Below are 14,772 nucleotides of genomic sequence, written 5' to 3'. Positions count from 1 at the left end.
ATATTGTGACAGAATATAAGCTCCTTTGTCTAGTTAAATTTCTGTAAAATTTCGACAACGACACTTCTTATTGTACAAGCCTTTTATGTTATACGTTTAGACTTGTATTAAGGTTTCTTTTTTAAGAAATATTTTTAAACTAAACGTCTCCTAAAATGGCCATTTACTAAAATGACTCCGATAATAATAATGAGGCCGCCTGTAACACTTGTTATTTTTACCTTTTCATGTAGGAGGATGACAGCAGCGATTACTGTAAAAACTGGCTCTAAGTATATGAAAACAGAAACTTTTGATGCTTCTAGTACTTCTAATGCCTTTCCCCAGTACCAATATCCTACACCAGAAACGAAAATCCCTAAAAAAATGAGATGTCCCCACTCCGCATACGCTAGAGACTCGAATTTCTCCCAACCTCTTTGTTTCATGAGAAAGGGTAGTGTAAGGATAAATCCAATAAAACTTATGTAAAAAGTTAATACTAGCGCCGGTAAAGGAACATTTAATTTTTTTAAGAGCACCGAATAAACTGCCCAATTTAATGTGCTTAATATCATAAGCATATAACCAATATGGAATGAAAAACTAAAAGATTTACCCGTTCCTGTTGCTGTAATTAAGAACACACCGCATATAGCAATAATAATGCCAAAACCTTTAGAGAATGTCATTTTCTCATGTAGAAATATCATGGAAAGAAATACAGTAAACACTGGAGAAAATGTAATTAGCCACCCGGCAGAAGAAGCATCAATCGTTAATAGAGCACTTGCTTGCAGAAGTTGATGGACAAATACCCCAATGATGGAAAGTACGATAACATGAGGAATATAGCGGATTGGTAGCCTCAAAGAATATTCTCTTTTTATAAGTATTAATATGAGTAAAAACGTTGCCCCAATCCCAAACCGACTAACTAGCAACGTGAAGGGATCCAATTTGTCTATAACTGCCTTTGCAGAAACAAAGGATATTCCCCAAAAACTAATTGCTACTGTTGCAAACAAGGATGCTGCCACTACTGATTTCGAAACGTTCATCCGTTTTTCCTACCTTCTATAAGTATACTATAATCGTATGCTTGTCCCTTACAAAAATGATTGAAGTTTTTGCCACAAATGAATGAAAATGTGGACAAGTCTTCATTCCCGCCCATTTTTTCTTCACCAAGTACATTTCTTTGTCTATAAGGAAAAAAATAAGTAAAATAATAATGGTATATATTAATAAGCGGAATGAAATTTATTTCGTAGGAAAGAGGAAATCAATGATTGTCAAAACGAACGAAGAGCTTGAAGCTTTAAAAGAAATCGGAAAGATATGTGGAACCATTCGTGATGAAATGATAAAAATGACAAAACCTGGAGTTACTACGAAAGAGTTGGATGAATTAGCTGGAAAGCTATTTGAAGATTACGGAGCAATTTCTGGTCCAAAGGGAGAATATGATTTCCCGGGGTTTACTTGTATAAGCGTAAATGACGAAGTGGCGCATGGAATCCCATCAAACCGCGTTATTCAAGAAGGTGATTTAGTCAATATTGATGTATCTGGTTCGAAGAATGGTTATTTTGCTGATACCGGGTTGTCTTTCGTTGTAGGTGAAGGCGAACCTGTATTATACCGTATATGCGAAGTAGCAGAAAAAGCTTTTGAGGCTGGATTAGCAAAAATTAAAGTTGGTGCTCGCCTCAATACTATTGGTAAGGCTGTTTACCAAACTGCTCGAGCTAATGGCTTTACTGTTATTAAAAATCTAACTGGCCATGGAGTTGGGCGCGCTTTACATGAAGCACCTAACCATATTTTAAATTATTTTTACCCAATGGATAAAGAGGTGTTACAAGAAGGTATGGTGATAGCCTTTGAACCATTTATTTCAACCGGTGCGGAAGAAATATATCAAAAAAATGACGGTTGGACGTTTGCAACTGAAGATAAAAGCTTTGTTGCCCAAATGGAACATACGATTATCGTAACGAAAGACGGTCCACTTATTATTACAAAATAAGCTCAAGGCACACCCTTTGATGGTGTGCCTTCTCTATATCCTTAAAAAAATTTGTATTGATAATCCTTCTCGCGTGGACTAAAATTTAATAATCGCAGGGGGATTGGAGGGGCGTTTATGATTAAACGTTTTTTTAGTTATTACCGTCCGCATCGAAAACTGTTTATCATTGATTTTTCATGCGCGGTATTAGTTGGGTTATTAGAGCTTGGCTTTCCTTTAGCTGTTTCGTGGTTTATTGACAGTCTTCTTCCAGAAGGAAATTGGAGTACGATTTTGGCTGTTAGTGCTGGGTTGTTAACACTTTATATAATGAGCTCGAGCATGCAGTTTATTGTAAACTATTGGGGACATAAGCTAGGAATTAATATTGAAACCGATATGAGAAGAGAATTGTTTTACCACGTTCAACGCCAATCGTTTCGCTTTTTTGATAACACGAAAACTGGTCACATTATGAGCCGCGTTACGAATGATTTAATGGATATTGGCGAATTAGCTCATCATGGACCAGAAGATTTGTTCATCGCCGTTATGACGTTCATTGGTGCATTTTGGATTATGTTGACGATTAATGTGAAACTAGCACTTGTCGCAATTATTATCGTTCCGTTTTTAGTTTGGCTTATTTCCTATTCGAACATCAAAATGAATAAGGCTTGGACAGCAATGTATGGGAATATTGCAGACGTAAATGCAAGAGTAGAAGATAGCGTTTCAGGTGTACGCGTTGTTCAATCTTTTACAAATGAAGAGTTTGAAAAGAAGCGTTTTGACAAAAACAATGCTTTTTTCCGTGCTTCTAAACTAAAAGGCTATAAAGTGATGAGTTGGAATTTATCCGGAATTTATATTACGACTCGTTTGATGACGTTAGTTATTTTAGTATACGGGGCATGGTTAAGCTTTTCTGGAATGTTGACCTACGGCGAATTAGTTGCTTTTATCCTTTATGTTAACGTGTTATTTAAGCCGATAGATAAAATTAGTGCGTTACTAGAATTGTATCCGAAAGGAATGGCTGGGTTTAAGCGATTTGTAGAGCTTATGGATCAACAGCCTGACATTGAAAACCACCCTGGAGCGATTGATGTTCCAGAACTAAACGGGAATATAGCTTTCCGTAATGTTAGTTTTGGCTATGAAGAAAATAGACGCATTTTAAATGATTTAAGCTTTTCTATTAAAGCAGGTCAAACGGTTGCCTTTGTTGGGCCGTCTGGAGCTGGGAAAACTACAATCTGTTCACTTATCCCTCGCTTTTACGATGTGGAAGAAGGTTCGATCACAATAGATGGAATGGATATTCGTAACATGACAAAAGAATCCCTCCGATCTAACATAGGTATAGTTCAACAGGACGTATTCTTATTTACTGGTACATTGAAAGAAAACATTGCTTACGGAAAATTAGATGCTACACAAGAAGAAATAGAAGAGGCGACAAGACGTGCTCACCTTTCCGATTTGATTGAGTCTTTACCGGATGGTTATGATACACAAATTGGTGAAAGAGGTTTAAAGCTTTCAGGTGGGCAAAAACAACGACTTTCTATTGCTCGAATGTTCTTAAAAAATCCTCGTATCCTAATTTTAGATGAAGCGACATCTGCACTTGATACAGAAACGGAAGCTATCATTCAAGAGGCGTTAACAGAGTTATCGAAAGATCGAACAACGTTAGTTATTGCTCATCGACTAGCAACGATACGTAATGCAGACCGAATTCTAGTCGTTAACGAGGATGGTATTGCGGAAGATGGAACACATGAAGAATTGCTTGCAAATGAGCAGGGAATTTTCAAGAAATTACATGCACATCAACATGCATCTATATATTAATAACAAAAAAAGAACGAGAAAAGACGAATGGCTAGATAAGCATTCGTCTTTTTCGTTACTAGATTATCGTTTCAAGCGAAAAGTACAGAATACTCATGTAACGATACCAAATCGATTGCCATCAAGGTCTGTAATACTAAATCCTTTAACATCACCGTAGTCATGTATCAGACTAACGTTTCCGTCTTTTGCAAGCATTTCTTGATGGATTGTATCGATATCAGTTGTGAGAAAATTATAGTACACCCCAACATCGTAATCATTTTTCGGAAATTTCGGTTGAGTAATATTTTCACATTTTACAAGAGTAAAAATTACTTTTCCATCACAAGTTCTAAATGTTTTAGCATTAGGTTCGTCGCTATGAATTAGTTCAAAATCGAGCATCTCCTCATACCATTTTGTTGATTTGTCTAAATCACTAACAGGAATAAAAATTCCTACTCCATATAGTAGCTCCTTTGCCATTTGTATCTCCCCTTTCTTTTCGTCACATTAATTAACGAAAAAAAATTGTAATTCCTTACACGATAAATAAAAATTATGTACAAATCATAATTATATTTCCATCTGGATCTTTTAAGTGAAAACAGTATCGATTTTTTGAATTTTTAACTGCACTAACTTCAATCCCCATTTGTTGAATAGAGAGATAAGACTCATATATAATTTTAGGATTGTTATTTCGAAATCCATTTAAAAACTGTTCAAACATTCCTTTGTCCATCGCTTTTTCTCTTTTCTGTACTTTTATATGATCGTTTGCACTTAAAGAATTATAACGATGGATCTTCTTCTTAGCTCGATGTAAGGTTGTATACACATTGGATTCCGATTCCTTAATTAAAATTGCTGTTTCATTGGCAGTAAATTGGAATATTTCTGTAAGGAGAACGACGACAAATTGTTTTAAGGATAAATACTCTGATAATGTTTCCAAAATTACACGAATGTCATATTCTCGTTTATTATCCTTCCTATTTTCGAGTTCCACTTCTGTATCGGATACATAATCAATCTTATTATTTTTTCTGTACTGATCAATCCAAGTACTTCTTACAATAAAATATAAGTACTTTTTTGTCAGCTTACTTGTCGGCTCTTTTTTTAATAAAATATAAATCTTTAAAAGACATTCTTGAACTAAATCTTCTCTTTCCCACTTTTTCGCCGAAAAACTACGACAATATTTTTCAATAGTAGGTAAAAAAGGAGCTATCATAGAATCGAAACTAGAAGAATCCCCGTGCATATTTTTAATCGGCCTCTTTCGTTTTAATTTTCTGATTATATATCTCCTTTCAAATTTACATTAAGTAATGATGATTGACAACCGATGAAAAACTTCAAAAATAAAAAAAACAAGGTTTCCCTTGTTTTTACTCTTGAATCAATCTTAAAAATTGCTTCGTTCTTTCTTCTTTTGGCGATTGGAACATTACGTCTGGTACGTTTCTTTCCATAATAACACCGTTATCCATAAATATAACTTCATCCGCTACTTCATTAGCGAACTTCATTTCATGGGTAACGACGACCATTGTCATTCCTTCTTTGGCAAGGTCTTTCATTACTTGTAGAACTTCCCCTACTAATTCGGGGTCTAACGCTGAAGTTGGCTCGTCGAATAACATAACATTTGGTTCCATTGCGAGTGCCCTTGCAATACCTACTCGTTGCTGTTGCCCGCCCGATAATTGGAATGGATAGTAATCCATTTTATCATGTAAACCAACTTTTTTAAGCAACTCTTTCGCACGTTCTTCCACTACACTTTTTGCTTCCTTTTTGACAGTAATTGGACCTTCCATCACATTTTGAAGAGCTGTCATATGGGGGAATAAATTGTAGTTTTGAAACACCATTCCTGTTAGCCTTCTAAAGTTGGCAATCGCCTTGCGGTCTACTTTTTGAGAAAAGTCTAATTGTTGATCACCAATTGCAACAGCGCCAGAAGTTGGGGTTTCTAATACGTTCAAACATCGGAGAAGTGTCGTTTTTCCTGAACCTGAGGGGCCAATTACAACGACAACCTTTCCTTGTTCAATATCTATGTTAATATCTTTTAACACTTGTAAATCATCAAATTGCTTATATAAACCTTTAACGGAAATCACTTTTTTACGAGCTCCTTTAACTATTTTGCTACATACCGATCTAGTCGGCTTTCTAGCAGCTCTTGGATAATGGATAATGTAAAGCAGACAACCCAATAAATAAGTGCAGCTTGTATATATAGAAGTAACGGTTCATAAGTCGCTGCCGCTATTTCTTGCGCCTTTCGAAACATTTCTGCAACTAAAACGATAGAAGCTAGCGATGTATCTTTTACTAGGCTAATAAAAGAGTTAGATAATGGCGGGACAGAAACTCTCGATGCTTGTGGTAAAATAACCCGACGTAATGCTTGTGCATACGTCATTCCCATCGAATAGGATGCTTCCCACTGTCCTTTAGGTATCGACAAAATAGCAGCTCTTATTACTTCTGAAGCATAGGCGCCAGTATTTAAGGAGAAGGCAATAACAGCTGACATAAATGGATCTAGCGTTATTCCGATACTAGGTAAACCGTAAAATATAATAAATAATTGCACTAAAAGTGGTGTTCCACGAATGATGGAAACGTAAACTCTCGCTATAATGCTAAGCGGTTTTATTTTTGATATTCGCGCTAGCGCAGTAAGCACTGCAATAACTAATCCAATCGTAAAAGATATAAGCGTTAACGGTACTGAATAATAGAGAGCCCCTTTTACTAAAGGTAAAAGGGAACTCTGGAATATTTCAATCCAGCGTTCTAATCTGACTGGATCCATAAATATGTTAGTTAAGTACATCTTCACCAAACCATTTCTCTGCGATTTGTAAATACGTACCGTCTTCAATGATTTCTTGAAGGGCACGGTTCACTTCTTCCACTAAATCTTTACTACCTTTACGGAACATAAAGCCGCTTTTTGAAGCATTTTCACTCTCGGCAACAATTTTCACAGGAGCATTCGGACGTTGATTAATAAAATCAAGAACTGTTAACTTATCGTTTATCGTTACATCCACACGTTTTGATGTCATAAGTTCAATCGCTTGGTTGAATCCATCTACACCAACGATTTCGGCATTATTATCACGAGCAATATCTGCAAAGTTACTCGTTAATGATTGAGCAGATTTTAACCCCTCAATATCTTCAAAGCCATCGACTTCTTCATTATCTTCGTGTGCAACTAAAACAGCTGCGGAAGTAATATAGTGGTCAGAGAAATCGTATTTTTCTAGACGATCTTCCCTAATTCCAACTTGGTTAGCAATAACGTCAAAACGTCCAGCATCTAGTCCAGCGAACATTGCGTCCCATTGTGTTTCCATGAACACAGGTTCTACTCCAAGACGGTCTGCAATCGCACGAGCTAATTCTACGTCAAAACCAGTTAGTTCACCTGTTTCATCATGGAACGTGAAAGGTGCGTATGTACCTTCTGTTCCGATTACTAATTTTCCTTCATCTTGTACTTTAGATAGTAAAGAATCAGAAGTGTTTTCTGTTGTGTCAGTATTGTTATCACCTGTCGTATTCGTATCCTCATTAGCAGTTGTGCCACACGCTGCTAGAATGATTCCGAAAGCGAAAAGTAATGAGAATAAAGTTAAAAACTTTTTCATTTTTAAACCCCCAGTATTCTTATATGATTTATTGAACATAAATCGATTCATAATAAAATCTATCACGTTTGTCAAAACATTTGTTTTTATGTTCTCCAATTTCCTTTAAATTCATTTGGTCCATTTTAATGTTTTTACATTGGCACAAAAAAACTTCCGTAAATAAGTTGTTTTACGAAAGTTTTTTGTAGTTATAAATACAATATTAGACAAATAAAAAAGAATTGAAGATTTTTAAAATCTTCAACTCTACTATTATTGTAAAAAATTTTCTTTCAGTTTAACTATTTCCTCATCTGATAACTCAAGTACTTCTTTCGTATAAATTTTAATCGATCCATAATGTTGATCAATTTCATTCAAAAAGGTTGTTATGTATTCTACTCTCGCTTCAAATAATGCATCTAGTACAGCCTCATCGACATCGGGCAAATCATTATAACCAATTTCATCGAAGTGAGTGTTTATATCTCCTGAAACTTCATTCGTAAATAAATAATCTTGTAAAATACTTTCACGAGATACGCCTAATATACTTAATATTAACGCTGCAATTGCACCAGTACGATCTTTTCCTGCCATACAATGAAAAAGAAATGGTTTTTCTGGTTCCGTTAATAATACTTTAAAAACTTGTTGGAAAGAGCTTTTATAGTGCACCATCTTTTTATTTAATGAAATTAATAATTCTCCTGGCTTTGAATTTCGAAGTGCTTGTACAAAACTCGAATGATCTCCAGCATTACCTAACGCGGCATCTTCAGCTAGTAATGGTGTATGAAACCAAGCAACTCCTTCTATCATTGGATCAGGATATTTATTAGTTTCATCATGACCTCGTAGGTCACATATTTTTTTGATTCCTAATTCTTTTAACGTAGCTTCACCAGCCTCTGTTAACCTACTTAAATTTCCTGAGCGATAAAGCATCCCCTTTTTTACTTTCTGACCGTCTTTAGTTTGTACTCCACCTAAATCACGCAAGTTGATCGTACCTGCTACATTCAAGTTGTTTATTACAGTTCTGTTCATGTTTAGTCTCCCACTATTTAAAGATTATTAACTCTTATTAATTATAAAAAATAGTTCTCACGATTACAATTTAAAAAGGGTTACCACCCTTTTTGTCGAATAAAAATGATGGTAATAATTTCATTTTCTCTCTTGAACCTCCAGTAACGTGAGGTTTTATAATAAACCCTATACTTAATAAGGAGGCAATGTGTATGAAAGAAAATAATTCTTTTTCCATCGGTGAATTTTCAAAGAAAACTGGTATTTCCGTACGTACGTTACACTATTATGATGAAATCGGACTGTTACGGCCAGTGAAACACCCTACTTCAGGTCATCGAATTTACAATTGTGAGGATCTATTTACATTGCAAAAGATAGTAAGTCTTAAATTTTTAGGTTATAGCTTAGAGCAAATTAGCCATTATTTACACGAACCAAGTTTCTCTATTGATTTTAATGAAATGTTAGCATCTCACTTACAGGGGTTACAAAAAGAAAAAGAACAACTCGATCAATCAATGAAGGCAATTAAAAGAGTAATGCGATTGTTAGAAAAAGAAGAAGAGCTAGAAAGTAGCGTATTATTTAGTTTAATCCAAACCTTCCATACAGAAGAAAGGCAAACTGATTGGATGGAACAGCACAACCTAACTCACATAACGGAAAAGCTAGACCAAAAATCTGAAGAAGATATTTTCTCTTTAGATCAAAGCTTTGTTCAATTAACGAAAGAAGTAAAGCAACTGTACGGGAATCCGATTGAGGACCCAAGGGTGCAAGAAATGGTTAAATTATATGTAGAAGCTTCTTTTTCTTTCCTCGGCGAAGAACTAATACAAAAATTAGCAGAAGCTGATGTCGAAGAAACGGATATTCAAGAACTAGAAAACATCGCACCTTCTCCGTTTACAGAGGAAGAACAACAATGGCTTAATCAGGCAATGGAGTATTATATAAAACAAGTAGAAATGGAATCAAATGAATAGCAAAAAATGTTAAGTGCGAATGTTTGTTTGGTGTTAAAGTAGAGTTAAGGTAGGTGAATCGAGAATGGACTATATAAATTCCGTGCAACGAACGTTAAATTTCATCGAAGAAAACTTGCACGAGCCAATATGCTTAGAGCAATTAGCCGAGGTTGCTTATTTTTCTCCTTTTCATTTTCATCGTGTTTTCCAAACAATTGTAGGAGATACTGTGATGGATTATGTAAGAAAAAGAAGACTAACTTGTGCAGCAGAGCGTTTATTTTATACCGATGAAAGCGTAACGAGTATTTCCATCGCTGTTGGCTTCCAATATCAAGAGTCTTTCAACCGCGCGTTCAAAAAGACGTATGGTGTTTCACCGAAGCAATATCGAAGTGCCAAAAGATTAAGTGGTCCGTTACAAGGGAAAGCCTACCTTTCAAATAACCTATTACTAGGAGGACAACAAATGGAACCAAAACTAATTACGAAACCTGCTTTTCACATCATTGGATATGAGCTTAAAACAAAAAATGAAAATGGTCAGAACAACAAGGATATCCCGGAATTTTGGCAACAGTTTATGAAGAATAAATTAGGTTGTAACATACCTAATCCTATTAATCAAAATGTAGAGCTTGGTATTTGTACAGATTTCAATCCTAATACAAATGAATTTGTTTATATTATTGGGATGGAAGTAAACGAAGGTTCTCAGCCACTTGAAGGAATGGTGTATAGAAGTTTTCCAGAACAAGAATATGCAGTATTTACGACTCCGAAGGCAAATGGGGATACATTTACCGCTTCTATTCAATCAACTTGGAATAACATATATACGGAATGGTTCCCTCAATCTGGTTATGAACATAGTGGAGGCACTGAATTCGAATTGTATGACGAAAGATGTCACGGAGATGAAAATATAGAAATGGACATATACATTCCCGTACAAAAAATTAGCATTAACCAACCATCCTAACTCTATTAAACTAATAAAAGCCCGCTTTAAAAAAGTTGGGCTTTTTGCTCACGTTTTCTACATGTCATTATTATCATCTAAATATTTTATTTCTAGACCTGTTTCTGTCACGGTTCTCCCATCACTCTCTACATAAAATGCTTGCGCATTTGGCCTTGAACTAACTGCCACAGTAAGTGTTTCGTTTACAAAATGAAGAGCCGCTCCATCATCAACAGCATACCCAGCTTTTATCCTTCCTTCTAATAATAATTGGTGATAAGCCGGTTTTCTTTTATTCTCACCATCATAATGAGGACAATGGCTACCTTTTAAGAAACCTAAACAATCTAGTTTATACAACGGACCATTTATCGGGTCTGTTAAACCTTCTTCGAACCAACAAATCGATCCAGCACTAAGGCCAGCTAGAACGACCCCACTCTCATATGCTTTTTTTAAGACTGTATCAAAGCCCCAATCTTTCCACAAGAGTAGCATATTTCTCGTATTTCCTCCGCCGACATATATAATATCTTGTTCTAAAATATAGGTTTCTAGATTTGTAAAGTTAGGTTCAAATAGAGATACATGAGCTGGTTGACATGGAAGGTTGTTAAAAGCCTTATAAAAACGTTCAATATAATTCGTTTGATCACCACTAGCGGTTGGAACAAAACATATTTTCGGTGAATTTTTCTTTACTTGATCTAAAATGTAGTGATCTAATAGTAAATTATCAGGCTCCATTGAAAACCCACCGCCACCCATTGCGATAATTTGCCTCATTTTCTCAACTCCTCTATCTCCTAAATACTACAAATGATTGTATTTTCCTTCCTCCACTGAATAAAAGGGACCAGATTAACTCTGTTCCCTTTACGAATTCGTATTATTATATTTTAAAATTCGCTATCGTTTGTTTTAATTTTTCCGCTTGCTGTGCTAGCACTTGTGCACTTGAGTTCATTTGTTCCATCGCAGCTAATCCTTCTTCTGACGCGGCAGCATTATTTTGGTTTCCTTTAGACGTTTCTTCTGAAATAACGGCCACTTCTCTAAATACTTTTGTTACATCTTCACTTAATAGGTACGTTCCATTTACGTTTTCCGTAATATTTTCAACTAAAGTCAACGTCTCTGCAATTTTATCCGCAATTAATTGTAAGGAGCTCTCCGTATCGTTTGCGCTATCAACACTTACTTTTGCTTCTTTATTTACTTCTGTCGTTGCGGTAATTGCATTCGTTATTTCTGTTTGGATTTGTGTAATAATGTCACCAATATTTTCAGCTGATGCTTTCGATTGTTCGGCTAGCTTTCTCACTTCCATCGCTACCACTGCAAAACCTTTTCCTGCTTCTCCAGCTCTTGCAGCCTCAATTGCAGCATTCAATGCAAGCAAGTTCGTTTGATCGGCAATGGAATTGATACTATTAATAATGTTTCCAATTTCACTAGACTTTTTTTCTAGATGGTTCATTACATTTATATTTTCATTCGATAAGTTTTGTAATTTTTCAATACTTGCAGTCGTTACACTAACATTGTGCACACCATTCATCGATGCTTCCTTCATATCAATTGATTTTGCTTTAACTAATTCAGCATTGTCTTTTACATTCTTATTTAGTGCATTAAGGTTTTCCATCTTTCCTACTGCCGACTCAATGTAGCTAGTCGTTTCTTCCGAGCCTGCCGCAATTTCACTATTTGTTTCGGTAATTTGAGAAATCGTTTCTGTCGTTTCGATTGATGCTACTACGAGTTCTTCGCTATTTCTCGCTACTAATGTAGCACTATTATTTACTTCTTTAACAAGATTACTTATTCCTTCTATTAGCTTGTTCGTATTTTCCCCTAACTGTCCGATCTCATCTTTTGATTTTACGTTTATTCTTTTTGTTAAATCTCCGCCAGCGTTAGACATTTCTAAAATAACACCACTAATATAACTTAAGTTTTTCGTAATATTTCTCGTAATACCTATTCCTAAAAGCAACGCAACGATGATTGCGACAATAGAAGCGATGATTAACGTTAGTTCTGCTATTACGCTTAACTGATTTAAGCTATTTATTCGCCCTTGCATTAGTTGTTGTTCAATATCAATAAAATTCTCCAGTTTACTTCTTAATTGATCAATAGATGCTTTTCCACTATTTAAATCCACTAAACTACTCGTCAATTCTAAACTGTTGGATGATCTTATTTCTATATTTTTCACTACATAATCTGTTAACCATAATTGAAAAGCTTCTTCCACTATTCGTAGGTTTTCTACTTGCCTTTCATTGTCACTTACATAGTCATGTAAGTGCATAAAGTGCGCTTCTATCTCCTCTTTTGCACGCTCATACGCTGTTACATAATCATTATCTCCTGTAAATAAATATCCTCTTTCCGCCGTTTCTATATCGACAATATTTTTTTGAATATCTTTCGCATGAGACATGACACTAAAGTCTTGTTTCACTACTATTTCTATCTCTTCATTTAACTTTGTTAAAGAAAGAATTGATAGTAAACAAAGTATAATTAATGAAGTAATTAATATCCCAAACGAAAATATTAGCTTACTCTTTATTGTTCTTATCATTTTGGAACCCCTCCAACTACTTACAACAAAGATAATATTATTTAATTATAATATCGACATAATCATTGTTTTGTTTAGAAGTTTAAGGCGCATAAAATCTGTATGTATGTAGATTGAACGAACGGAGAAACTAACAGAGATAATCTCGGGTACTACATTTAAAGGGGGCTCACTATGAAAAAGGAAATGATTGTTTTTTATATATCTGTAGCAATCCTTGCATTACTTGTGATTGTCGGAGTAGTACTTCCTGATAGCTTAGAAAACATTACAGCTAACATTCAAGCTTTTATAACGGATGTTTTCGGCTGGTATTATTTAATTCTAGTATCCATACTTACGCTTGTCTGTCTCTATTTAATGTTAAGTCCGTTAGGAAGGTTAAAACTTGGTAAGCCAGACGATAAACCTGAATTTTCAAGAGTTACATGGATTGCGATGCTATTTAGTGCTGGTATGGGGATTGGACTAGTTTTCTGGGGATCCGCAGAACCGATTAGTCATTATGCGTTAAGTTCTCCAACGGCACAAGAAGGAACAGATCAAGGTATTTTAGATGCGATGCGCTACACTTATTTCCACTGGGGAATTCACGCTTGGGCCATATATGGAATTGTAGCACTCGTTCTAGCGTATTTTAATTTTAGGCATGGGGAACGTGGATTAATTAGTGCAACATTGAAGCCGATTTTAGGTGATAAAGTAAATGGAGTCACTGGGAAATCAATTGATGTTTTGGCCGTACTTGCTACTGTATTTGGAGTCGCAACTACTTTAGGGTTTGGTGCGGTTCAAATTAATGGAGGATTGTCCTACCTTTTCGGAATCCCAGTTTCCATTGGAACTCAGTTTATCATCATCGCCATCGTAACTGTATTATTTATGCTTTCTGCCTATACAGGCTTGAAGAAAGGAATAAAAATACTTAGTAATGCGAATATGGGATTAGCTGGAGTTTTATTTTTAATTATGTTTCTAGTAGGGCCAACCCTTTTCATTCTTAACTTGTTCACACACTCCATCGGTACATATGTTCAAAATTTAGTGTCCATGAGCTTTCGAATAGCACCATTAAATGAGGATATCCGTGGATGGATTAATAGCTGGACTATTTTCTATTGGGCATGGTGGATTGCATGGTCGCCGTTTGTCGGTATTTTTATTGCACGAGTTTCTAGAGGGCGTACGATTCGTGAATTTGTATTTGCTGTTTTATTTATTCCTTCCGTAGTTGGATTTCTTTGGTTTTCCACATTCGGGGGAACAGCAATCATGTTGGAGCATGAAGGAATCGCAAATATTTCTTCTCTTGCAACGGAAGAAGCATTATTTGGTGTTTTTTCTCAATTCCCTTTAGGTTTTGTTGCTTCGATTATCGCAATGATCCTCGTAGGTACATTTTTTATCACTTCTGCAGATTCAGGTACGTATGTATTAGGAATGATGACAACAAATGGTTCTCATTCACCTGGTAACAAAATCAAGTTAGTGTGGGGTATCATGCTTTCCACAATATCATTAGTGTTATTATACTCAGGTGGACTTCAAGCATTGCAAAACACGATGATCGTTGCTGCTCTCCCTTTCTCCATCATTATGGGGTTAATGACAGTAAGTTTAATAAAGGCGCTTTACAAAGAGGCACGTGAACTCGGAATCGGAAAAATAAAGCAGCCTAAAATAAAATAAATGGAAAAAGAAGGTCAGCGTCT

At 35.5% G+C, this 14,772-nt stretch carries 14 protein-coding genes; 5 read left to right on the top strand and 9 right to left on the bottom strand.

What is annotated here, in order from left to right:
* Positions 1 to 134 precede the first annotated feature (134 nt).
* Complete coding sequence (locus tag O1A01_RS08040; protein WP_270065983.1) at positions 135 to 1,040, bottom strand: DMT family transporter; 906 nt, start codon at positions 1,038 to 1,040, stop codon at positions 135 to 137.
* A gap of 227 nt (positions 1,041 to 1,267) precedes the next feature.
* Here O1A01_RS08040 and map point away from each other — a divergent pair, with 227 nt between their 5' ends.
* Both map and O1A01_RS08030 read left to right on the top strand, forming a co-directional pair.
* Entirely contained in the window at positions 1,268 to 2,011 is a 744-nt protein-coding gene (map, locus tag O1A01_RS08035) for a type I methionyl aminopeptidase (protein WP_270065982.1), read from the top strand.
* 117 nt (positions 2,012 to 2,128) lie between these two features.
* Positions 2,129 to 3,853 carry an ABC transporter ATP-binding protein gene (locus O1A01_RS08030; protein ID WP_066412228.1) on the top strand — a complete coding sequence of 575 codons (1,725 nt, stop codon included), beginning with the start codon at positions 2,129 to 2,131 and terminating at the stop codon, positions 3,851 to 3,853.
* A 93-nt stretch (positions 3,854 to 3,946) separates the two neighbouring features.
* Here O1A01_RS08030 and O1A01_RS08025 read toward each other — a convergent pair whose 3' ends face one another.
* From O1A01_RS08025 to O1A01_RS08000, 6 genes are all read right to left on the bottom strand, one after another.
* Positions 3,947 to 4,321 carry a VOC family protein gene (locus tag O1A01_RS08025; protein ID WP_066411964.1) on the bottom strand — a complete coding sequence of 125 codons (375 nt, stop codon included), beginning with the start codon at positions 4,319 to 4,321 and terminating at the stop codon, positions 3,947 to 3,949.
* A 73-nt stretch (positions 4,322 to 4,394) separates the two neighbouring features.
* Complete coding sequence (locus tag O1A01_RS08020) at positions 4,395 to 5,105, bottom strand: sigma-70 family RNA polymerase sigma factor (protein WP_066411967.1); 711 nt, start codon at positions 5,103 to 5,105, stop codon at positions 4,395 to 4,397.
* A gap of 127 nt (positions 5,106 to 5,232) precedes the next feature.
* The gene (locus tag O1A01_RS08015) at positions 5,233 to 5,970 is read right to left on the bottom strand and encodes an amino acid ABC transporter ATP-binding protein (protein ID WP_066411969.1); all 738 of its coding nucleotides are present in this window, start codon (positions 5,968 to 5,970) and stop codon (positions 5,233 to 5,235) included.
* A gap of 20 nt (positions 5,971 to 5,990) precedes the next feature.
* Complete coding sequence (locus tag O1A01_RS08010) at positions 5,991 to 6,692, bottom strand: amino acid ABC transporter permease (RefSeq protein WP_066411970.1); 702 nt, start codon at positions 6,690 to 6,692, stop codon at positions 5,991 to 5,993.
* Positions 6,679 to 7,515, bottom strand: coding sequence for an amino acid ABC transporter substrate-binding protein (locus tag O1A01_RS08005; RefSeq protein WP_066411972.1), 837 nt, complete (start codon positions 7,513 to 7,515; stop codon positions 6,679 to 6,681). The genes O1A01_RS08010 and O1A01_RS08005 overlap by 14 nt, the downstream gene beginning before the upstream one ends.
* A gap of 255 nt (positions 7,516 to 7,770) precedes the next feature.
* The gene (locus O1A01_RS08000) at positions 7,771 to 8,547 is read right to left on the bottom strand and encodes a tyrosine-protein phosphatase (RefSeq protein WP_066411973.1); all 777 of its coding nucleotides are present in this window, start codon (positions 8,545 to 8,547) and stop codon (positions 7,771 to 7,773) included.
* Positions 8,548 to 8,741: 194 nt separating this feature from the next.
* Between O1A01_RS08000 and O1A01_RS07995 the strand changes: the two genes are divergently transcribed.
* Together O1A01_RS07995 and O1A01_RS07990 are read left to right on the top strand one after the other, a co-directional pair.
* On the top strand, positions 8,742 to 9,518 hold the full coding sequence (locus O1A01_RS07995; protein ID WP_066411981.1) for a MerR family transcriptional regulator: 777 nt from the start codon (positions 8,742 to 8,744) through the stop codon (positions 9,516 to 9,518).
* 64 nt (positions 9,519 to 9,582) lie between these two features.
* On the top strand, positions 9,583 to 10,482 hold the full coding sequence (locus O1A01_RS07990) for an AraC family transcriptional regulator (protein ID WP_066411983.1): 900 nt from the start codon (positions 9,583 to 9,585) through the stop codon (positions 10,480 to 10,482).
* 57 nt (positions 10,483 to 10,539) lie between these two features.
* Here O1A01_RS07990 and O1A01_RS07985 read toward each other — a convergent pair whose 3' ends face one another.
* On the bottom strand, positions 10,540 to 11,250 hold the full coding sequence (locus O1A01_RS07985) for a Type 1 glutamine amidotransferase-like domain-containing protein (protein WP_270065981.1): 711 nt from the start codon (positions 11,248 to 11,250) through the stop codon (positions 10,540 to 10,542).
* Positions 11,251 to 11,356: 106 nt separating this feature from the next.
* Entirely contained in the window at positions 11,357 to 13,060 is a 1,704-nt protein-coding gene (locus O1A01_RS07980) for a methyl-accepting chemotaxis protein (RefSeq protein ID WP_066411987.1), read from the bottom strand.
* Between the two features lie 174 nt (positions 13,061 to 13,234).
* On the opposite strand from O1A01_RS07980, the gene O1A01_RS07975 reads away from it, so the two are divergent.
* A complete protein-coding gene (locus O1A01_RS07975; protein WP_270065980.1) occupies positions 13,235 to 14,749 on the top strand; it encodes a glycine betaine uptake BCCT transporter in 1,515 nt (504 codons plus the stop codon).
* Positions 14,750 to 14,772 lie beyond the last annotated feature (23 nt).

Origin of the sequence: Sutcliffiella sp. NC1, assembly GCF_027594365.1 — a bacterium.
Taxonomy (GTDB): domain Bacteria; phylum Bacillota; class Bacilli; order Bacillales; family Bacillaceae_I; genus Sutcliffiella; species Sutcliffiella cohnii.
Note: the sequence above shows the minus strand (reverse complement) of the source record. Positions and strands in the feature narration are given on the sequence as shown.

Excerpts from the sequence above, each read along its gene's own strand:
- O1A01_RS08020 (WP_066411967.1), bottom strand. The coding sequence starts at position 5,105 with ATGCACGGGGATTCTTCTAGTTTCGATTCTATGATAGCTCCTTTTTTA.
- O1A01_RS08025 (WP_066411964.1), bottom strand. The coding sequence starts at position 4,321 with ATGGCAAAGGAGCTACTATATGGAGTAGGAATTTTTATTCCTGTTAGT.
- map (WP_270065982.1), top strand. The coding sequence starts at position 1,268 with ATGATTGTCAAAACGAACGAAGAGCTTGAAGCTTTAAAAGAAATCGGA.
- O1A01_RS07995 (WP_066411981.1), top strand. The coding sequence starts at position 8,742 with ATGAAAGAAAATAATTCTTTTTCCATCGGTGAATTTTCAAAGAAAACT.
- O1A01_RS07975 (WP_270065980.1), top strand. The coding sequence starts at position 13,235 with ATGAAAAAGGAAATGATTGTTTTTTATATATCTGTAGCAATCCTTGCA.
- O1A01_RS07980 (WP_066411987.1), bottom strand. The coding sequence starts at position 13,060 with ATGATAAGAACAATAAAGAGTAAGCTAATATTTTCGTTTGGGATATTA.
- O1A01_RS08000 (WP_066411973.1), bottom strand. The coding sequence starts at position 8,547 with ATGAACAGAACTGTAATAAACAACTTGAATGTAGCAGGTACGATCAAC.
- O1A01_RS08005 (WP_066411972.1), bottom strand. The coding sequence starts at position 7,515 with ATGAAAAAGTTTTTAACTTTATTCTCATTACTTTTCGCTTTCGGAATC.
- O1A01_RS08030 (WP_066412228.1), top strand. The coding sequence starts at position 2,129 with ATGATTAAACGTTTTTTTAGTTATTACCGTCCGCATCGAAAACTGTTT.
- O1A01_RS07990 (WP_066411983.1), top strand. The coding sequence starts at position 9,583 with ATGGACTATATAAATTCCGTGCAACGAACGTTAAATTTCATCGAAGAA.
- O1A01_RS07985 (WP_270065981.1), bottom strand. The coding sequence starts at position 11,250 with ATGAGGCAAATTATCGCAATGGGTGGCGGTGGGTTTTCAATGGAGCCT.
- O1A01_RS08010 (WP_066411970.1), bottom strand. The coding sequence starts at position 6,692 with ATGTACTTAACTAACATATTTATGGATCCAGTCAGATTAGAACGCTGG.
- O1A01_RS08040 (WP_270065983.1), bottom strand. The coding sequence starts at position 1,040 with ATGAACGTTTCGAAATCAGTAGTGGCAGCATCCTTGTTTGCAACAGTA.